This window comes from Candidatus Phytoplasma meliae (assembly GCF_016876135.2).
In genome coordinates this window covers 1-21,079 of sequence record NZ_JACAOD020000014.1, presented here as the reverse complement: position 1 = coordinate 21,079, position 21,079 = coordinate 1, and the positions used below count along the sequence as shown (strand labels likewise).

16 protein-coding genes are annotated in these 21,079 nt (G+C 24.4%); 3 read left to right on the top strand and 13 right to left on the bottom strand.

The window, feature by feature from the left end; translation table 11 throughout:
• Positions 1 to 28 precede the first annotated feature (28 nt).
• The 3 genes from CHTY_RS02805 to CHTY_RS02795 form a co-directional block, all read right to left on the bottom strand.
• Positions 29 to 1,483: a 2-hydroxycarboxylate transporter family protein gene (locus CHTY_RS02805; RefSeq protein ID WP_203552408.1), complete on the bottom strand. Its 1,455-nt coding sequence runs from the start codon at positions 1,481 to 1,483 to the stop codon at positions 29 to 31.
• Between the two features lie 620 nt (positions 1,484 to 2,103).
• Positions 2,104 to 2,988, bottom strand: coding sequence for a deoxyribonuclease IV (locus CHTY_RS02800; RefSeq protein ID WP_203552407.1), 885 nt, complete (start codon positions 2,986 to 2,988; stop codon positions 2,104 to 2,106).
• A 75-nt stretch (positions 2,989 to 3,063) separates the two neighbouring features.
• On the bottom strand, positions 3,064 to 4,446 hold the full coding sequence (locus CHTY_RS02795) for a DEAD/DEAH box helicase (protein WP_203552406.1): 1,383 nt from the start codon (positions 4,444 to 4,446) through the stop codon (positions 3,064 to 3,066).
• Positions 4,447 to 5,356: 910 nt separating this feature from the next.
• Here CHTY_RS02795 and CHTY_RS02790 point away from each other — a divergent pair.
• The 3 genes from CHTY_RS02790 (at position 5,357) to sufU (ending at position 7,665) form a co-directional block, all read left to right on the top strand.
• Positions 5,357 to 6,223: a MetQ/NlpA family ABC transporter substrate-binding protein gene (locus CHTY_RS02790; protein ID WP_246454099.1), complete on the top strand. Its 867-nt coding sequence runs from the start codon at positions 5,357 to 5,359 to the stop codon at positions 6,221 to 6,223.
• A gap of 79 nt (positions 6,224 to 6,302) precedes the next feature.
• Positions 6,303 to 7,217 (top strand): metal ABC transporter substrate-binding protein, encoded by a 915-nt coding sequence (locus CHTY_RS02785; protein WP_203552405.1) that lies wholly within the window; start codon positions 6,303 to 6,305, stop codon positions 7,215 to 7,217.
• Positions 7,218 to 7,242: 25 nt separating this feature from the next.
• Positions 7,243 to 7,665 (top strand): Fe-S cluster assembly sulfur transfer protein SufU, encoded by a 423-nt coding sequence (gene sufU, locus CHTY_RS02780; RefSeq protein WP_246454098.1) that lies wholly within the window; start codon positions 7,243 to 7,245, stop codon positions 7,663 to 7,665.
• 143 nt (positions 7,666 to 7,808) lie between these two features.
• Here sufU and CHTY_RS02775 read toward each other — a convergent pair whose 3' ends face one another.
• The 10 genes from CHTY_RS02775 to dnaA form a co-directional block, all read right to left on the bottom strand.
• Positions 7,809 to 8,477, bottom strand: coding sequence for a hypothetical protein (locus tag CHTY_RS02775; RefSeq protein ID WP_203552404.1), 669 nt, complete (start codon positions 8,475 to 8,477; stop codon positions 7,809 to 7,811).
• A 169-nt stretch (positions 8,478 to 8,646) separates the two neighbouring features.
• On the bottom strand, positions 8,647 to 8,769 hold the full coding sequence (locus CHTY_RS03585) for a hypothetical protein (RefSeq protein ID WP_281411824.1): 123 nt from the start codon (positions 8,767 to 8,769) through the stop codon (positions 8,647 to 8,649).
• Between the two features lie 802 nt (positions 8,770 to 9,571).
• The gene (locus CHTY_RS02770; RefSeq protein ID WP_203552403.1) at positions 9,572 to 11,251 is read right to left on the bottom strand and encodes a hypothetical protein; all 1,680 of its coding nucleotides are present in this window, start codon (positions 11,249 to 11,251) and stop codon (positions 9,572 to 9,574) included.
• A 299-nt stretch (positions 11,252 to 11,550) separates the two neighbouring features.
• The gene (locus tag CHTY_RS02765) at positions 11,551 to 12,633 is read right to left on the bottom strand and encodes a metal ABC transporter permease (protein WP_203552402.1); all 1,083 of its coding nucleotides are present in this window, start codon (positions 12,631 to 12,633) and stop codon (positions 11,551 to 11,553) included.
• Complete coding sequence (locus CHTY_RS02760) at positions 12,633 to 13,697, bottom strand: metal ABC transporter permease (protein WP_308705375.1); 1,065 nt, start codon at positions 13,695 to 13,697, stop codon at positions 12,633 to 12,635. Before CHTY_RS02760 ends, CHTY_RS02765 begins: the two co-directional genes overlap by 1 nt.
• Before the next feature lie 13 nt (positions 13,698 to 13,710).
• Positions 13,711 to 14,475, bottom strand: a complete 765-nt coding sequence (locus CHTY_RS02755) for a metal ABC transporter ATP-binding protein (protein ID WP_203552431.1) — start codon at positions 14,473 to 14,475, stop codon at positions 13,711 to 13,713.
• 19 nt (positions 14,476 to 14,494) lie between these two features.
• Entirely contained in the window at positions 14,495 to 15,622 is a 1,128-nt protein-coding gene (locus tag CHTY_RS02750; protein ID WP_203552401.1) for a metal ABC transporter solute-binding protein, Zn/Mn family, read from the bottom strand.
• Positions 15,623 to 15,883: 261 nt separating this feature from the next.
• The gene (locus CHTY_RS02745) at positions 15,884 to 17,542 is read right to left on the bottom strand and encodes an AAA family ATPase (RefSeq protein ID WP_203552400.1); all 1,659 of its coding nucleotides are present in this window, start codon (positions 17,540 to 17,542) and stop codon (positions 15,884 to 15,886) included.
• Between the two features lie 229 nt (positions 17,543 to 17,771).
• Positions 17,772 to 18,908 carry a DNA polymerase III subunit beta gene (gene dnaN, locus CHTY_RS02740; protein ID WP_203552399.1) on the bottom strand — a complete coding sequence of 379 codons (1,137 nt, stop codon included), beginning with the start codon at positions 18,906 to 18,908 and terminating at the stop codon, positions 17,772 to 17,774.
• Positions 18,909 to 19,053: 145 nt separating this feature from the next.
• A complete protein-coding gene (gene dnaA, locus CHTY_RS02735) occupies positions 19,054 to 20,484 on the bottom strand; it encodes a chromosomal replication initiator protein DnaA (protein WP_203552398.1) in 1,431 nt (476 codons plus the stop codon).
• Positions 20,485 to 21,079: the final 595 nt, after the last annotated feature.

Genomic DNA, 21,079 nt, shown 5'->3' with positions numbered 1-21,079 from the left:
ATTATAAAACCATTAATAACTAAATCACTTACGTATTATAAAAAAAATTAAACACAAGATTCATAAAAACAAATATCATAGGTCCTACAATCCGAGTAGCAATATGGGCAAAATGAAGCAAATTCATACGATCAGTTGTTGACATAATACCAATATGACCCATGCTTCCTACACTATGAGAGCATAAACCTGCTGTCAAAGAAGCTTCTAAAGGATAAAAACCAAACTTTTTAGCTAACAAAAAGGCAACCAAAACAACTGTTAACAACGACACCAAAACCATAATAACAATTTTGAAATCAAACATGGATGCTTTTAAAGTTTGAAAATTAGTAGCAACCCCAAAACAAACTAAAGCTGCTGGAGTAAAATTAGTAACTGTAAATTTAGATAAGTGAAAAACATAATTTTGATAGCGAAGGGAGAGCAAATCAAATCTTTTAATGAAAATTAAAACAATAATCAAATAAACCATTGTATCCATTTTAAACAAAAATTGATTTAACATCATACAAACATTATACAAAGCAAAAACAATCATCATTCCCATACCAAGATTTTGATATGAATCCTTAAAATCATTTTGCTGCGCCTTAGAAGAAAGTTTTTTAATATCTTCTGTCTTAGTTATTTGATTAATTTCTAATTGTTTATGACCACTATAAATAGTTTTGTCAAATAATTTATAAAGGATTCCCCCTAACATAATAGCTAAAAGACGCGTTAAAATCAAAGGAGCAATCAAAACACTTCTAATTTTATCAGGAGCAGTAGTAATTAATGAATTTTTATTTTTAAAAACTATCGCAAAAGTTTCTTGAAAACGAGTAATACCTAAATTAGTACCACCACTTGTTAAAGGATTGCAAAAATAAACAATAGTATCTAAAAAGGGATTGCGCGAAATAAATCCATGTTCGCGAGGAGGATGATAATCTAATAAAACACCAACGCCACCTACTAACAAAAAAGAACAAAATAAAGCAATTAGAGTTAAAGGAATAAATTTAACAATAGATTTTTTTAACAAATTTTTATCAATCGCCAAAATACTACTAACAGTTACAATAGTAACAAAAAATTGAGCAAAATTAATACCAATACCCCATGAATCCGAGGAAGAAGGTTTATTAAAAAAGGCTTTATCAATCCGTTTAACCACTTCACCAGGCACAATGCCACAATCAGCTAAAAAGGAAGGAACCAAAATACAAAACAAAAAACCCAAACCAAACTTATTTAAATAAGGAATTTGATTACCCACAAAATTAAATAAACAACCAAATACCATAGTTAAAAACAAAGGAGTAATTAAGGGGTGCCATAATTTATCTATTTTACCTTCTTGATGAAAAAAACATATTTGCCCAATGGCAATAAGTAAAAAAACAACAAATATCAAGTATTTAAAACCAAAAATGGTTTTATTCTGACATATACTTGTAACATTAACATTTTTTTGATTATGATCACGTAGGTTCAATTTTAAAAATCCTTTATTAATTTATTACTATTGCATAAAGCATGCATCAAAAAAACACGCAAGCAAAAACATACCATTAAATACCGTTGCAACTATTCAAAACAAATAATAAATAGGCAAAATCATATTAGCGTAAGTGTAAATAAAAAACACTATTAATCAACCCAATAATTTAAGTTTTAAGTAAAAAACAACCCTTTTCAATTAAAAAAAGAGTTGTTAGCAAAATGAAATTATTTATATTTGCAGTTTTTTAAAATTTTTCAAATATCAATTACTATATCAACTTACCAAATAATTTAATATGTTTTAGTAAAAAAATTGATTTTGAAACAAAATTTAAATATTAAAAATAATAATATTAAACTAATAATAATTTTAATACTACTACGCAAAAGAGCAAATATCAAACTAACTAAAGAAGCTATAATTAACATTTGATAATTTACTTGGATACTGTTCCAAAAAGTCAAAATATTATGAATTATTTTTTGAATAATTATTTGAATTCCTTAACTATATTATTTTTTAGGGGTTTGATTGATCAAATTAAAAAATAACAAACACCAATATTAATTATAAGATATTTTTGTTATTTTATTGAAGTTTTCTTAAACATATTAAGGAAAAAAAGCTTTTTTTAATTCGGGATTAAATTTTTTATTTCTTATCATTTGAATTTCCTTTTGATAAGGGGCTTTCCCATTAATATAAGGAGTTTCTAAAATCTTTGGTATTTGCTCAAAAAAAGAATGCTTAGCAAACCTCATTAAAGCATCAAACCCTATTTCACCAAAACCAATATTTTCATGACGATCTTTACGACTAGCACAAATATTTTTAGAATCATTAAGATGAATAACTGAAATATGGTTAATTCCTAAAAGAAGATCTAAATCTTGTAAAAATAAAGTTAAATTATTTTTCAAATCATAACCAGCATCAAAAAGATGACAAGTATCAAGACAAAAGGAAACTCGTTGCTTATAATTAACCAAATGACGAATTTGACGTAATTCTTCTAAAGTTTTTCCCACTTCAGTGCCTTTTCCAGCCATAGTTTCTAAAGCAATTTTAATTTTTAAATGTTTAGTTTTTGCCAAAATCACATCTAAACCTTGAGCAATTAAAGCTATTGCTTGCGAAACTGATTGTTTTAAAGCATTTCCTGGATGCAAAACCATTTGATTAATCTTCATAGCGTCAAATCGCACTAATTCTTCTACTAAAAAATTAATAGCAAAGATCCTTTTATGTTCACAAGGATTAGCTAAATTAACAATATAAGGGGCGTGCCCAACAAAATAATTAGTAGTTAAATTATTTTGAGAAGCCAGTTGTAAAGCTTGTGGAATTTGCAATTGACTAATACTAGTTCTTATAGTGTTTTGAGGAGCTCCACTATATACCATAAAAGTATTAGCTTGGTAAGATGAAGTATGTTTAATGGCGCCTAAATAGTTATCTGGTTTCTTCATTGGGACATGACTACCTAAAATCAACATAATAAAGACTCCCTTTTGTAATTTGATAAAGCTTGAAACAAGAAAACTAGTCTTAGAACAATTAAAGCATATATTTTAACTTTGGTTTGAACCTTGAGTTTGACTTTTTATTTTCTTTTTTTTCTGCTTCTTTAAAGATCTAATTTTCCCTTTTAATGTTTGCTTTTTAGGAAGATGATTGGAGCGAGAATAAGAATTAGCTTTTTTCTTTCTCGACAAATTTGCTTGTTTACCATCATTATTGTACTTTAGATCCCTATTTTTAACAATCACGCACTTATTTGTTTTATCAGATAACATTTTTGATGCACGCGAAGGGGTCTTAACTTTATTTGTGCCATCTTGGATCATGCTTTTTTGATCATGTCTTAAAAAACCTTCATGACTTAAAGAAGCATTATGAAAAACAATTCCCATTTGAGTTAATTTTTTAATTTTATCTTTTTCTTTAACATCGTAAAAATCATATAACACAATAACTTCCCCTTTTTTACCCATCCTTGCAGTTCTACCACTTCTATGATGGAAAAACTCTAAATGAGAAGGTAAATTATAATGAATCACACATGAAGCATCAAAATCAATTCCTCTTGAAGCCAAATCACTGGCAACAACATATTGATATTTTAATTTATGAATAGCCTTTAATTCTTGTTTTCTTTGTTTAACAGGGGAAGAAGCGTTGAAATTAAGTAATTTTAAACGGTCATCACACAAATTTTGAAAAATTAATTCTTGTTCTTTTTTATTATTAACAAAAATTAAAGCTAAATAAGGATTAAGTACTTTAGTCAAATGAATCAGAATTTGCAAACGATTAGAAACAGAAGCCTCTAACAGAAAAAAAGTACACTTAGAAGTATTTTGATGACGAACATCAATAAAATGAGCTTTTCCAAAATAACGATTAATAAAGGGTTTCATCGCCAAAGTAATAGTTGCTGAAAATAACAAAATTTTAGCTTTTAAATGATTAACCAAGGGTTCTAAAGAAGTTAAAAAAACTTGATCAAACATCATATCAGCCTCATCTAAAACCAAATAAGAAACATGTTTTAAATTAATTTTATGAAGTTTAAAAGCATATTCTAAAAATTTTTCAGGAGTAGCAATAATCAAAGAAGGTTGTTTTTTGCTAAATTGTGACAAGGCTTTTTGTTTATCCATTCCTCCATACAAAATTTTAGTAAAATTACTTTTTTCAACCTTTTTTAACATTTCCCACACTTGGAACACTAAATCATTGGTTGGAACCAAAATAATGGCTTGTAAAAAGGGTTTCTGAAAATCAATTTGACTTAACAAAGGAAGCAAATAAGCATGGGTTTTTCCTGTTCCTGTAGGAGCCACACCTACTAAATTACCTGGTTTGGAAAATTGCGCGAAAACTTCTTTTTGAATAGGGGTTAAAGTTTTAAATTGAAGTTGAATTATTTTTTTTTGAATATAGTTTTGCAAATTGAAAACCTCCTTGAATCATATATATTATATCAACTAATATCAACTAATGATAGAAACTATTTTTTTATTTACGCATTTATGTATTCACGTGTTTAACTATATTTTCATGAACAAACATGGATTATAGTGTATTTGTATTTTTTTCATAAATTAATGGTTCAAAAACACTAATTTCAAGTTAAAATAAAAGTAAGCCTTAGGCATAATTAAAAAAATAACAGTTTCCAATAATTTCAAATAATTGATATTAATTAATATTTCAAATAGCAAACCGCAATCACTCACAAAATATTAAAAATCCAAAAAAACAGAAGAAAGAAAGAAAATCGTTTATGGCACCTAAAAAAAATAATCAAGAACATAAAAAAAAGAAAAATCTAAAAAATAACCCACCACAAAATAAAAAAAACAAATTTCATACCAAAATTAAAATTTCTCATATTTTAGGATGGATTTTAATTATATCTTTATGTATAATTCCTATATTCCCTTTTATTGAGTTTTTGCGTAACTTAACACAATAAAAGCCAAAAAAATAAAATTAAGTTTTAATTACAATTATTTTCATATTGAAATTGAAAATAATCAATTCAACCATTCATAACAATCACTTATCACATCAAAAAACAATATAATAATGATATTAATTATCTTTTTTAGGATTATTTATTTTTATTATTTGTTTATAATATTAAAGTGGTTTTTCTATTAACTATTTACAAAAATAGATAAGCTTTAAACCTGAAACAGGTGATTTTTTTCATTATTAAACTTATTTCGTTTTCTTTAATTCATTTGGCTTCATTCGAATACACATTCCTTTCAATGCTCTTAAAGTAAACCAACTGGGTTTAACTTAAATAAGGTTTTATTCATCAAAAAAAAAAAAAAAGGGATTTACCAAATTATGAAAACTACCCAAATTGTAAAAATTGCAAGCCCTATGCAATCTGTCATCAACACTTTAAACAAAGCTAAAGAATTATTTAAAAACGATAACATTGACCTCCAAGTATTTAAAGTAGATTATCAAACCCATGAAGGGATTGAAATGTTATCAACAGGGAAAATAGATGGTCTTTTATACACCAACATTCATGTACTAAACGCTTTTAATGATTTTTTAAAAGCCAACAACCAAGAAATTTTAGAATTTGTCCAACCCTTTTACCATTCCAAATACGGGTTATACATCAACACTAAGCGTAACCCTATTTTAAAAAATTTAGCAGAAGTTAAAAAACACACCAATTTAAAAATTTTACTAGCCACTGCTTTTTCTTATATTGGTCCTTGTGATGTTCCTCGTTCCTTAATTTTATTAAACAAAATAGGTTTAATTACAATCAAAGAAACAACGCTCCAAACTAAAAAATTTAACCTTTCTTTTAATGATATTCAAAATCCTTATCAATTAGAATTTACTAAATCATCCCAAATCCCTGAAAAATTTTTAAACAATCCTCAAAAATATGATTTAATGGCTAATTGGCCTGCTTTTATGAATCCTTATCCTGATTTTTTAAAAATAGCTTCTAATATCGAAGGAACCGAAGAACCAACAGATGATTTTATTGCTTCTTATGCTATTGGTTTAGCTTGTCAAAAAAGTCACAAAAATAGTCTTGAAATAGCAACTTTAACCAAAATTTTAAATCATCCTCAAGTTAAAAAGTTTCATTTTCAAGAAGGTGGTCCACAACATGATTATATTATGATTAAGGATCCTCAAAAAGAAGCTCAAAAAATTAAAAAATTATGGTTAAAAAAATAACAAAATAATTAAATGTGGTACTTTAACAAAATAAAAAATCAAGTTACCCAAAACTAAACTTAAAAGGGAATTTATCAATATGAAACAAATAATTAAAATAGCAAGTCCTTTTGAACGAGTAATTAACACTTTATTAGAAATAAAAAATGATTTTAACGCCTATAACACTCAACTTCAAATTTTAAGCGAAAAAGAGGTAATCGACCAATATCAATTATCAAGCAACGATGCTCTTAAAGCTGGTTTAATTGATGCTAATATTAGTAATAATTTTCACACTATGCAAGGATATAACAATATTTATCAAAACAGTCCTGCACAAAAACTTTTAGTAATGGTAAGTCCATTATTTCACCCTAAATACGGCTTATTCATTCATAAAAATAATGCCTTAGGAGTAAAAACATTAGAAGATGTCAAAAAACATAAACATTTACGCCTTTTGTTTGCCCCTTTCAATGAGTTACATATAGCTCCTTGTGATTTATCTCGTTCTCTTTTTTTATTAAAAAAATTAAAACTTATTAACATTCCTGAAGAAAAAATCAAAACCAAAGGTTTTGAATTAAATTTAATGGATATCGAAAATATTTATGATTTACAATTTATGAAAACTTCTCATCTTTTAGATATATCCCAAAAATTTCAAAATCAACAAAAATATGATTTAGCTATTAATTGCCCTGGGATGATGCGTCATGATAATTTTATTAGAATAGGTTCTATCGGCGAAGGACCAGATTACAACATTGAGCCCCAAGAAGATGTCTTTTTATCTTATGCCGTCATTTTAGCCACCACCAAAGAAAACGAAAATAACCCTAAAATAGCTATTTTACAAAAAGTATTAAATAGCCCTAATTATAAAAAACATCAATTTGCATATGGTGGTACCACCCAAGATTATATTATGGTTGAAGATCCTATTGCTTTAAAAAAGAAAATAGAAAACAAATTCTTACATAAAACACAATCGTCAAGTTGTCATTTATAGATTAAGGAGAAAGGGAAAAGATAAAATGTTAGATCAAAAAAAACATGAAATAATTATGAATCATTATCGAAATCCTCAAAATCAAACTGATATCAAACATCAAGGTTATTGGCAATTTGAAAAAACAACTTCTTATTGTGGTGATCAAATTATCATCCAAATAAAACTCGATAGCAATCAAAGAATCTTAGATCTTAAATATGAAGCTAATGCTTGTTCCATTTGTTGTGCCTCTGCAAGTCTAATGTCTATACATATGAAAAAATTAGATAAAGAAGCATCTTTAAGAAAAATCAAACATTTTATAGCAATGATTAAACAAGAAACTTATCATGATAATGAACTTAATCAAGATTTAAAAACTTTTGATATAGTTTATCAATTACCTCATAAAATTAATTGTGTTTTGTTACCTTGGCAAACTTTAGAAGCTTTTTGGTCCCAATAACTTATTATATGAATATATATAATCAATTAAATAAACAACAAAATATAAAAATAAAAAAGACCTTTAAAAAGGTCTTTTTTAATATCATCCAAATTTACATTGAATTATAAATAATTTATTCTTATGTGAAAATATCAGTGTCTTTATGATTGATAAAGGTAAAATGATTTTATACCTAAAACACCATCAGGAAAATATTGTTGTTGGTATATCAATTCTTGATGATCATTATAAAAATAATCATATTGAAAATCGCTTCTATCTCCGAAAGTATATTCTTTTGCTTTAATAATTTGCCCATTGCTATTATAATCATATGTATATCTTTTTTCTTTTATGCCATGAGGGCTATAACACAATTTTTCGCGTACTCGTCGATTATCATAATCAAAATAGCTAAATTCATATTTATTCCCTAAAGTCTGATCAAAATTATAAATTTGTTGTTTGATTAATGTAGCGTTCTCATCATAAAAATATTCATTAATTCCCTCTGTTCTGACATTATTTTTAATACCGTTTATAATATAATTGGTTTTATCTTTAGGAAACATTCCAAAAACTATATAATCATTAATTATCTGTTTATTATTTTCTTGTTTAGTTAAGTTTAATTTAATTTTTTTAGGGTTATAATCAATTGGTTTTATCGCATTGATCTTATGAACGCTTTCATTGTTATTGTTTTGCTTTTCATTATTGTTTGCAAAACAGAAAAATAAAATCATAAATAGGACTAAGATAAAAGATATTATTGCAATAATTGTCAATCCCCAAAACAATAATTTCTTATTTTTCAAATTATATAACATCTACATGTATGTCTTTCTAGTTGTATTAATAATAATTAAAATTATAATTATTACATTATAATTATATGCTTTGAATATATAATTTGGAATAACTTTGTTACAAAAATATATAAAAGTTATAAAAAAGCCAAACGTTTAAATGAATAAACATTTAGCTTTTTTTATTAATTTATTTATTTTTTAATGTTTCGTTTAATTGTTTTAATAAAATATTGTTTTGTTCTAATTGTGTTATCTTTTCTTTTGATAATTGTATATTTTTTTCAATTAATTTTCTATTTTTTTCATTCATTGTTTTGTTCGCTTTATTTACAAAAAAACTGAATAATAACAAAATTAACGATACTAAAAAAAATAAAATTATATTATAATTGTCCATTTTATACACCTTTTTTTATATTTTATTTGAATATTTTTTTATTATTTTTTCACAGCGATATGATTAAGTGCGCGAGGATAAACAAAAGATAATGTTAAAAAGATAATAAGGTTTAATGTAAGCGCTATATATAAATGTGGGAAAAAGTATTTTAATACGTCAATAAAATTTTCACGTATTGTTAATTGTATTTTAACAAAAACAATCCATAAACAAATACACCGATACATTGAATCAAACTTAATTTTAACTTTAAATAGTTAAAGATTTTAGTAACATCTTGATTAAAGGGTCCTAATGATTTTAAAATACCAATATCTTTATGTTTTAATGTATATAACTTGTTTCATATAAATAATAAATTAAAACAGTTAAATTCTCTAATAAATTATATTCTTGAAAAACAAAACCTAAAAAATGATTACGATAAGAATTTAAGGAGTCAAAAGAATAAGAGATAATATTTTGACAATAAACATAAATATTTCCTTGAGTAGAATAATCTAATCCTCACAAAAGATTAAGTAAAGTAAATTTTTCAGATTCTGATTTATCTGTAATAAAAATTATCCTTTTTTCAGGCAAAGAAAAAGAAACATCCTTTAAACCACATGTATTATCCATTTTTTTGATAAATTACTAATTTTTAACATGAGGAAATATTAAATCCTCTTTTTTTACTAAATTATTAATATTAAGGATTAAAAACACGATGTTATTTAATTTTATTTTTTGAAGAACGTTTTTTAAGAACCATCCAGTAAATCATGGTAACTAACAAAGAGACACTAGAAACAGATGCAATAATAATTTTTGTCACATGCTCTCCAACAGCTTTTTTCGCTTTTTCAGGAATTTCTATTTCAGCCTTTACAACTTCATTTTTTACATGTTTTCCTGTTACCTCGAAAATTTGTCTACTTAAAAAAGAAATAATTTGTGATAAATTAGTTGACTTTTCGCCTAAACATCTAGCAAGTATTCGCGCTACAAAAGGATGTTCATTAAAAAATTTGTCTAATGCTGGAATCTTTTTTTCTGATTCATATTGCAACAATGCATCATTATCTGGTTGAGCTGAAACAGATGGCCAAAGATTAGTTATTTTAGACCACCAACTTTTTTTCTCTTCTGATGATAAAACTGCATTTGATTGATTAGTATCAGTGAATTTATTTTTGATATTTTTTAAATTATTTAGTACCGTTTTAAAATCATCTTTTAAAGTTGTTTGAGAAGAGGTAAACATAGACTCCAAGAAACTTCGTTCAGGAGCTAACAAGTTTAAAGCTTCTTCAAACTTATTTTCTTGCTGTAATTTTTTAATTTCATCGTGCGCACTTTGAATCTGTTTATAATTTTTATCGTTTATTAAAAACTCTTGAGCATTAATTAACAAGTTTTCCAACTCTGGTGTTTCATTAATTAATTGATTAATTTCTGTTTGAATAGATTCTATTGCTTTTAATTCTTCAGTTAATTTTTGTTGTTGTTCTTTATTTTTAGCTTTTTTGGTTTTTAAATCATTTAGTACCGTTTTAAAAGCATCTTTTAAAGTTGTTTTAGAAGTAAACGTCATACGATCCCATAAACTTCGTTCAGGAGCTAACAAGTTTAAAGCTTCTTCAAACTTATTTTCTTGCTGTAATTTTTTAATTTCATCGTGCGCACTTTGAATCTGTTTATAATTTTTATCGTTTATTAAAAACTCTTGAGCATTAATTAACAAGTTTTCCAACTCTGGTGTTTCATTAATTAATTGATTAATTTCTGTTTGAATAGATTCTATTGCTTCTAATTCTTGAGTTAATTGTTGTTGTTGTTTATTTTTAGTTTCTTTGATTTTTTTTAAATCATCTAGTACCGTTGTAAAAGCATCTTTTAAAGTTGTTTGAGAAGAGATAAACATAGACTTCACAGACTGCCATAAACTTTGTTTAAAACCTAACAAGTTTAAAGCTTCTGCAAACTTATTCTCTTGCTGTAATCCTTTAATTTTGGCATACACATCTTGAGCTGATTTATATTTATCATGATTTGTTAAATCATCTTTTAATTCAGGATTTTGTTCAATTAATTGATTAATTTCTGTTTGAATAGATTCTATTGCTTCTAATTCTTGAGTTAATTGTTGTTGTTGTTTAGTTGATTTATTTTCACATTCTTTTACTTTTGTATCAACTCCTTGGCTTGTACCTGAATTATCAGTTGTTGTATTATTATTTATAAAATTACGATCATAATCATCAACACCATAAACAACATTATCTCGATAAGGATTTTTATTCTTAAAACAGTGAACAAAATTAAAAATATGTAAAACTAATAAAAAACATAAATAAAATAAATGTAAAATTATTCCTATAAAAAATATTTTTTTAATTTTCAAATTCATAATTTAACTCCTTTGTATCTAGCAAAAAATTTTTATATTCGATCAATTATGTACTTTATATTATAATTGGTTCTCTATTTTAAGATACTAATTTATAAAACATTCATAATCAAAAAAAATTAAAAATTAAAAATTTGATAAAACAAACAATAAGTATAAAATTTATAATTAATATCATAGTAATAAAAATATAAATTTAAAAATGAAATTACCTATATATTATACCTTATTTTGAAGTATAAATTGTAAATATTCCAACTATTAAGAAGAATTGGAGGTAGCTAGTAAAATAAAAATGGTCAAATAGAAGAAGCTATTTTTTCTTCTAAAATTTGTTTACCTAAAGGTTTTAGAAAAATATAATTATTTTTAATCACAATATAATCTAATTTTAAAGATTTTTGGATACAACGATCATAATTAACACAAGACCATTGTAATTCTTCTTTTAATTTGGATAAATAATTAATTTTACAAGCTTTATCATTGTTATATAAATGCATTAAGAAAGTAATTATCATAAAAGATTTTTTTTGAAAATAATTTTTAATAATCTTGGCTATTATTCCATTTTGTGGTTCAAAAATAAGAACTAATAAAAAAAGAACTAAAATAACTACTGAAATTAATCCTGATACTGGAAGATCCAAGATAATTCCTAAAAAATAACCTAAACTAGAAGTAACAAAAGCAAACCACATTGATAACAAGATACAATTAATTAATTTTTTACTTAATAAAAGAGCAATTGAAGCAGGACCAATAATACATGCAATAGTCATCACAGAACCAACAATATCAAAAGAAATAACAGCTGTCACAGATATTAAAGCCATGAGACAATAATTAATGATTAAAGAAGAAAAACCTAAAATAGCAGCTAAAGCAGGATCAAAAATAAAAATCTTTAATTCTTTATAAAAAAGAATGATAAAACCAAGATTTACTAATAAAACAATAATAATTTTAGGTAATTGTCTTTGATTAGTTAATTCAATATTTCCTAATAAAGCAGCATCAGCATCCATATGAACATCACGAATATAAACACTAATAATGATAATAGCTAAAGCAAAGAAAAAGGTAAAAACAATCCCAATAGCAGAATCTTTTTTAATCCTAGGATTAGTACCTATTAATTCAACTAAACAAACAGTCAAAAGTCCAATTACAGTAGCTCCTAAAATTAAAAAAGGAGAATTTAAATTTCTAACTACTAAAAAAGCTAAAACAATCCCTAATAAAACACTATGACTAATAGCATCAATAACCATGGAAACTTTTTTTAAAACCAAAAAAACACCTAAAACCGACAAAGCTAAAGCACAAAAAATTAAAACCACATAAACATCTAAATCAAATTGATGGATTAATTTCAACATTATTTAAATCGTCCATCAATTAAATTTTCCACTAAATGAATTCCCTTAGCAGTAATGATAACTTGTTCTTGTTGTTTACTTAAATACTTTTCTTCAAATAAAAAAGCATCTATTTCAAGAACATTAAAATAAGTAAGATGTTTATAAAAATGAATTAATTGTTTAAATTTACGAATCTTTTTTTGATAACAATAGTTTTTAAATTTACGTGGCAAAACACCATATTTAGGAGAAAATAAAAAGACAATAAATAAAAGAATAGCTGTCGTAACTATAACAGCAGGTCCTGTAGGAACATTAGCATTTAAAGTACTTACTAAAACCCCAAATAAACCAGAAAAAACCATAATACAAGAAGCAATCATTAAATTGATTAATAATTTATCACTCATCTGACGAGCAATAACACCAGGCATAATTAAAAAAGCACTAGTTAAAATAATCCCTGTAATTTTTAAACTAATAACAATAACCCCAATTAATAAAGTATTAAAAATAACACTAATAAAAATATTATTAAAACCCATACTTTTAGCAAATACCTCATCAAAAATAAAAATCTTTAATTCTTTCCATAAACAAAAAACAACTACCAAAACTATTAAAGAAGCAATAGCTATATAAATCAAATCATCTTTGGAAATTAACGCCACTTGTCCAAAAATAAATTTTTCTAAAACAGCAATAGAACTATCTTGAGAACCTTTTTGAGCATAAGCTATTAAAACATTCCCTAAACCAAAAAAAGAAGATAACAATAAAGATAAAATAGTATCTATTTTAATTTTAGAATACCTTTTCATAATTTCCATCAAAAATAAAGAAACAAGAGCGGCCCCAAAAGAACCTAACCAAATAACCCAAATAGCAGTTTTATGAAAAAAAAGATAAGATATAGCAATTCCTGGCAAAACAGTATGAGAAACAGCATCCCCTAATAAAGCTTTTTGTTTTAAAATAACAAAAACTCCTAAAATACCCGCAGCAAAACCTAATAAAGAAATGCCTAAAAAAATTTTTAAAGTACTACTTTGACATAAAATATATATAATATCAGCAATCACATTAATTTACCTTTTAATATTTCTTATTTCCTGAGATTAGAGGAGGGGGGGAGGAAGGAGCAATATTTTTTAATTGATAATTTTGATATGTTTTTTGAATATTTTCAGCAGTAAAAGTAGTTGCAATAGATCCACTTGCTATCTTTTGAATATTTAACAAAACAACATGATCAAAATATTGAGGAACCGTTTCTAAATCATGATGTACTACAATAATAGTTTTATTTTCTTTTTGTAAATCTTTTAAAACGGCGATAATTTTTTTTTCAGTTTGAATATCAACTCCTTGAAAAGGTTCATCCATTAAATAGATATCTCCTTGTTGTGCTAAAGCACGTGCTAAAAAAATTCTTTGCTGCTGTCCCCCAGAAAGTTCTGAGATTTGGCGTTCTTTTAAAGCTTCCATCCCTACTTTTTGTAAAGATTGAATGACTATTTGATGATCTTTATTATTAGGTCTACGAAACCAACCTAAATGTCCATAACGACCCATTAAAACAACATCAAAAACAGTAGTAGGGAAGTCCCAATCAACTGAATTTCTTTGTGGAACATATGCTATTTTCTTTCTTACTTTTTTATACTTTTTTCCTTGAAATAAAATTTCTCCAGAAACTTTAGGAATTAATTCAATTAAAGTTTTAATTAAAGTAGATTTTCCTGCTCCATTAGGTCCTACAATGGCTGTTAAAGAACTTTGATAAAAATCAAGATCAATATCCCATAAAACAGGTTTTAAATAATAACTAACTGTTAAATCTTTAACTATAATTGCCATTTGATCTAGTTTAGTTTGATTATTCACTTGATAAGTTCTCCGTTATAATTTTAAGATTATTTAAAAAAGTTCCAATATAAGTTGCGTGTGAATATTGATTTGAAGTTTGGGAATGGGAAGGATCTGGAAAACTTTCTTGATATTTATCTGTTCCTAAAGAATCTGAATATAATTCTTCCTGCTCCACTATTTTAATTTCACCACTGAATCCCTGAACTCTTCTTTGTTTGTCAACCTCTTCTTTCAAACTTTTTAAAGAATCTTTAGGCATAGAAGTTTCAGTAAAAATAGCTTTAACATCTTGTTGAGCTAGTTTGCGTGCTAAAATGACTATTTTATTATTACTAGCTTCTGTTTGAGTAGAAATACCTTGGATTGATTCTAATTCGAAAGGGACTTTGTGGCGTTGACAAAAATCTTGCCAATAAGAAAAGGCATCATGAGCAGTTACTATAACTTTATTGGATAAAGGCTTCATTGAATTGATAATATGTTCTTTTAATTTTCCTAAAGCAGTATTATAAATATCAAAATTGGTGTTTAATTTTTCTTTGTCTTCTTGTGAGTTAACTATTTTTCTTTCTAAAAGTGCTTCTTTTAAATTTAAAAAAGTTTTGATCCATAAATCAATTTGAAACCAAATATGAGGGTCATAATCTTGTGAATTTGATTCTTTTAATAAAAACTCTTTATCTTCATCATCAGCCTTTAACAATTCACCTACATCAAGCAAACAATTAGGTTTAGCAAAACGTTGAAAAGCATCAGGCATTTTAGCTTCTAAATGAAGTCCATTCACAATTACTAAATCAGCTGCTTTAATTTTTTGACGATCTGATAACTTAGTTTTATAATTATGAGGATCAATTCCCACACCCATTAAAGTTTGGCATTCGATGTTTTTTATTTTTTGATATTTTTCTTGTTCTTTGGTTTCTTTAGTTTCAGCTGAATTAACATCGCCAATTAAATGCTTCACTAAATCTTGAAGCATAGTTGTTGTTGTGACTATTGTTTTATTTGAATTTTGAGAGGTTTTTTGTTGAAAAGAAGCAATTATAGGAATTAATAAAATAAAAGCGGTTATTCCAATTATTAAAAAAATTGTAATTATTGACTTTTTCTTATTTTTTTGAAAATCCTTCATAAATTATAAATACTTTTTTTCTAATTCATTAATCTTTAATACTTATTTAAAACTATTAAATCAAAAACAGTTAAAACTTTATTAATATCTTGTGAATTAATTTTATTAATCATATTAACAGTGCACCATGTTACTTTAAAATAACTGTTAATATAATATTATACACTAAAAACAAAAGATATGGTAAATAAATTTAATAAAAAAACCAAACTATTAATTGTTGTTTTAATAGTTCGGATAGTTTAAATTGAATAATTATGATTATTTTAATTTTAATTTGTTATCTTTAAATTGTGATTTGTTATCTTCAATTTCAATATCATTTTTTGTAATATCTTTAAAATCTTTATCAGATAAATTGTTATTGTTTTTAAGTTCTTGATATTGTTCTGAATCATCTTTAAATATATTTTTTATATCTTTTTGTTTTTTTATAATTTCTTTTGCTATTTTATATGATTCATCAATAATGTTTTCAATTTTTTTTTCAGTTTCAACATTTTGTGGAACCTCTTTTAAAGGGTTTAATCCTTTCATATTATCTTCTAATGACATCCCAAAATTTAAAACCATCTGACGAGCAATTTGATAAGCTTTATTTAAATCATCACCACAGCCAATACTAATATCTCCTAAATTTTCTTGTTCAGCTGCGCGTCCTCCTAAAGCAATGATAATTTTTTTAATTAAATCATTTTTAGTTAAAAATTTAGTATCTTCTGAAGGTAAATAAATAGTATAACCACCTGATTTACCACGTGATTTAGTGGTAACACGATGAACTTTAAAACCTAAAGATTTAGCAATAACTGCATGTCCCAATTCATGAATTATAGTTCGTTTTTTATCTTTATTAGATTTTTCCTCTTCTTTCACAGCACCAAGTAAAATTAAATCCATGGCATCATAAATAGTATTTTGATCAATCGAACCTTTTTTTTTCACTTCTTTCACCAAAGACATAATTTGAGCAGGAGAAAAATTAGAACCATGAATTACTGTTGCTATTTCCTTATAAAATTTTTCAGCTTGATCATCATTAGAGAAATTCTTACAAAGCATTTTTTGAAGTAAATCTTTAGTGGTTTTAAAATCAGGATAATCTAATAAAATTTTTCTTCCTAAACGTCCTTCTCTTAATAAAGCTTCATCCAAGACATCATCTCTATTAGTAGCAGCAATTATAATAGGTTGAGGAATTTGATTTGATGAAAAACCATCCATTTGAGTTAATAAAGCAGTTAGGGTTGATGTTTGTTCTGAGTTTCTATGAGAATCTCCTGTTCTTTTCAAACCTACAGCATCGATTTCATCAATAAAAATAAAGAAATATTTTTGATTTTTTTCTTGAGCAGTTTTGAAAGCGGTTTCAAAAAGCGATCTTATGCGAAGAGCCCCAACACCAACATATTTTTCAACAAAATCCGAACCAGTTGTAATAAAAAAAGGAGCATTATCACAAACAGAACCAGCTAAACATTTAGCTAAAAAAGTTTTACCTGTTCCAGGAGGTCCATGTAATAAAATTCCTCTTGGCAAATCCTCATTTATTTTCTTATTTGTTTTTTTATTTACTACATCAATATATTCTTTCAGTTGAGTTTTTAATTCATCATATCCAACAAAATTATCTATACTTAACTTTTTACCATCTTTAGAAGGTTGATATTGTTTATCACGAGCCCAATTAGTATCTTTTTCTTTTGTTTGTTCTAAAGTTTTGTGCAATTCTTTAGCTCCTGCCATCAACATCATTAAAAAAAAGATAACAAATAAATTAACAATAATAGTTGAAATACGAGCAATAATTGATAAATAATCTCTTTTAGGAGATTTAGGAAAGGGATAAATTGGGTTTTGTGGTGTTTGAGAGGGTTGTTGATTTATTTCATCTTCAAATCTTTGAGGTTCCCATTTCATAAATTATAATCTCCTTTTTTTTAAAATTTTATTTATATTTATTTGTTTTCTTAAACCTTGATATTGAAATATTGAAATTAAATAAAAAAATAATACATTAGAAATAAAAATATAAAAAAATTATTAATTTATCGATAATATAAAATAGTAACTTACTTATATTATAACACAAAAAGTAGTTATATTTAATATTTCAATGATCTTATCATTATATAAAAATATAAAGAAATTAATTATTTTCTATTAAAATTGGGAAAATTAAATGAATAGAAGATTCTTTTTCTAAAGTAGTAATGATAAATGGTTTTAAAGGATTTTCAAAATAAAAAATAATTTCTTTCATGGTTAAAACTTTTAAAATATCTTCTAAATATTTAGCATTAAAAGCTATTTTAAAACTGGAAGAGACAACTTCTAAAGGGATAATTTGTTCTAAAGCAGTTCCTAAATTTTGACTTGAAGTCGATATTTCAATTATTTTTTCTTCAGTTAAAACAAATGTAATAATATTGTTATTCCCTTCTTCTTTAACGAAAAATAAAGATACCCTTTCTAAAATTTTTATTAATTCTTCTCTATTTAAAACAATTTTAGAAGCAGAATTTAAAAAATTAAATTCTTGAATTTTAGGATAATTACCTTCTAAAAGAGTAGTTTGAAACCATAAATTATCAATTTCTAAAAAAATTTTATGATTATCTGAATAAATTTTTAAAGTTTTAGTTCCACAATTTTCCAATATTTTAATTAATTCTTCTAAGCTTTTATTAGGAATAACAATATTAAAATCATTATAAGTGATATCTAATTTAATATTTTTACGACTCATTCTAAAAGAATCAGTTGCCAAAGCTTTTAACGTTTGTTCTTGATAAATTAAATTCATTCCCATTAAAATAGGTCTTTTTTCATTTTTAGCATTAGCAATATTTATTTCTTTAATCATATTTTTAAAACGTAAAGTTTCAATTTCAAAAAAAGCTAACTTATGGAAAGCAAAATCAAGTGATAAAAAATCTAAAATTTCCATTAATTTTAATTTATATTCACAAAAGTTAGTTTTAATTACTAAAAAATTATTTTCTGTAATTGTAATTTTAATTAAAGAATCATTAATTTTTTTAATTATTTCAATAAAGTATTTTCCTAAGCAAGCTATTTGTCCTTCTTTCTTGATTTTCAAACTTGAATCATTAATTTTTATTTTGATAGCAATATGACCATTATTAACTTCTAAAATTAAATTATTTTTACAAGCTGTTAATTTTAAAGCATTAAAAATAGGGAAAAATGTTTTTTGTGGTAAAATTTTTTGAATTTTTAAAAGTTGCTCTAAAAAGATATTTTTGTTAATTTCTAAATACATTTAATTTAGTTTATCCTTTCTTTTTTATTTTTATTATCAATTATTATTATTATTATTTTCATCTTAATTCTTGTTTTAATCTTTTTAATCTTTTTAATCTTTTTAATCTTTTTAATCTTTTATTTTTTTACTTTTTCAAATCAAATTAAGAATTGATTTTTTTTAAAATAAGTTCAATTGACTTTTTTAATTCCAAGTCATTTTCACATTTCTTTTTAATTTTTTGATAACCTTTAAAAGCTGCTGAATGTTTTTTTTTAAAAAAACTACCAATAATATTATAAGGAAATCCTTTTATTTCTTTAATTAAATACATTGCAATATGACGTGGAAAAGTATATTTATGTTGTTTTTTTTCTCCCATTAAATCACGAATACTAATATTGAAAAAATTACTAACTACTAATTTTATTTTTTCTAAAACATCTTCATCATAAGAAATATTTTTTTTACTTTTAATTAAAGGTTCTAAAGCATCATTGGCGATTTTTAAATCAATTTCATAATCAAATATTTGAGCATAATTTAATAATCTTAATAAAGCTCCTTCCATTTCTCTAATATTATTGATAAAAAAAGAAGCAATTAATTCTAAAATTTCTTTTTTAACTTTTATGGGATTTTGATTTTCTTCTTGAAATTCTAATATTTTTTTCTTTAAAATATTGACACGATGTGAAAAATCAGGTTTTTGAATATCAACCATTAATCCACCTTCAAAACGCGAAATTAATCTATTCATAATATTTTTTAATTCTGATGCAGGTTTATCGCTTGTAATGATGATTTGTTTTTGATTTAAATAAAGATAATCAAATAATTTAAAAAATTCCATTTGAGTTCTTATAGCTCCTGCCATAATTTGGATATCATCAACTAAAAGAACATCAATATCACGATATTTTTCATTAAAATCTTCTATTTTAGCTTTTCTTAATTGGTTAGTAAATTCTTCAATAAAATCATCTGCTTTTACATATATTACTTTTTTAGCTTGTTTTTCTATAATATAATTTCCAATTCCTTGTATAAGATGAGTTTTACCGATACCAGTTTTGCCAAAAATATAAAAAGGATTAATTGAAATTTTAGTTTCTTTAATTATTTTTTTAGCTATATTAAATGCAAATTTGTTACTTTTTCCAATTACGAAATTATTTAGATTATATTTATGATTTATATTTCCGCAATTATATTTGTTAAATTTTATTTTTCTTTCTTCTATTGGAATATTTAAAAGAGAATTTTTAATTTCTACTTCTGATTTTTCTTGATTTTTCTTAATTTCTATATTTTCTTCATTAATATTATTTGATAAAAATTTTTCTTTGGAAATGAATTCAATGATTATTTTTTTCTTAATTTCATTTTTTATTAATTCTTTTATTTTTTTAAAATACATTTTATAAATTTTGTTTTTGATAAAATCTGTTTCTACTAAAATGATTATTTTTTTTTCTTTATCGTTTTGATAAATTTGTTTTATATTAGAAAATGTTTCTTTAAAAGCTTCATCACTATAAATTTTAGATAATTTTTCTAAAATTTCTTTCCAAATTTTAATATAAGATTCCATTATTTTACCTTTTTAAATTTTATTATTTTATTATTTTATTATTTTATTATTTTATTATTTTATTATTTTATTATTGTAATAGATTTTTTTGTACACTTAAGTTTAAAATCAGCTTTTAATTCCTTATTTTTTTTAAAAAAGAAGGATTTTTTTAGTAACTTTTTTTATCATTAAGTAACATTTTTTTCTCTTTTTTTAGATAAAGAGAATTTCCTTATTTTCAAGAAAAATAACTTTATTCACATAAAATCATAACATAAAAAATAATAAATTTTAGGAACAAAAATTTTTTACTTTTCCTAACTTGAAAAAAGGTGATTTTTTTGAAAAAAATAATAAATTTTAGGAACAAATAATAATTTTATTTCTTTTAAAAAAATACCCTTTTATAATTATAAAAAAGATGTTATTAATTTTTATAGGAACTTTTTTAATCCATTTAGGAAACAAAATTTTCATTTTTCTTAACTTTTATTTTAATGATTTATTTTTAAAAAAATGATGCTTATTTTATGTAACTTTTCCACATTAAATATTTTTTTATTTTATTTACTAAATTTTAAATATTTGAGGTGTTCCAAAAGTTTAGACACTT

Bases quoted from the DNA above. Each gene is read 5' to 3' on its own strand.
- CHTY_RS02800 (WP_203552407.1), bottom strand. From the start codon at position 2,988: ATGTTGATTTTAGGTAGTCATGTCCCAATGAAGAAACCAGATAACTAT.
- CHTY_RS02790 (WP_246454099.1), top strand. From the start codon at position 5,357: ATGAAAACTACCCAAATTGTAAAAATTGCAAGCCCTATGCAATCTGTC.
- sufU (WP_246454098.1), top strand. From the start codon at position 7,243: ATGTTAGATCAAAAAAAACATGAAATAATTATGAATCATTATCGAAAT.
- CHTY_RS02770 (WP_203552403.1), bottom strand. From the start codon at position 11,251: ATGAATTTGAAAATTAAAAAAATATTTTTTATAGGAATAATTTTACAT.
- CHTY_RS03585 (WP_281411824.1), bottom strand. From the start codon at position 8,769: ATGAATGAAAAAAATAGAAAATTAATTGAAAAAAATATACAATTATCA.
- CHTY_RS02775 (WP_203552404.1), bottom strand. From the start codon at position 8,477: ATGTTATATAATTTGAAAAATAAGAAATTATTGTTTTGGGGATTGACA.
- CHTY_RS02755 (WP_203552431.1), bottom strand. From the start codon at position 14,475: ATGGCAATTATAGTTAAAGATTTAACAGTTAGTTATTATTTAAAACCT.
- dnaA (WP_203552398.1), bottom strand. From the start codon at position 20,484: ATGGAATCTTATATTAAAATTTGGAAAGAAATTTTAGAAAAATTATCT.
- CHTY_RS02745 (WP_203552400.1), bottom strand. From the start codon at position 17,542: ATGAAATGGGAACCTCAAAGATTTGAAGATGAAATAAATCAACAACCC.
- CHTY_RS02785 (WP_203552405.1), top strand. From the start codon at position 6,303: ATGAAACAAATAATTAAAATAGCAAGTCCTTTTGAACGAGTAATTAAC.
- dnaN (WP_203552399.1), bottom strand. From the start codon at position 18,908: ATGTATTTAGAAATTAACAAAAATATCTTTTTAGAGCAACTTTTAAAA.
- CHTY_RS02765 (WP_203552402.1), bottom strand. From the start codon at position 12,633: ATGTTGAAATTAATCCATCAATTTGATTTAGATGTTTATGTGGTTTTA.
- CHTY_RS02750 (WP_203552401.1), bottom strand. From the start codon at position 15,622: ATGAAGGATTTTCAAAAAAATAAGAAAAAGTCAATAATTACAATTTTT.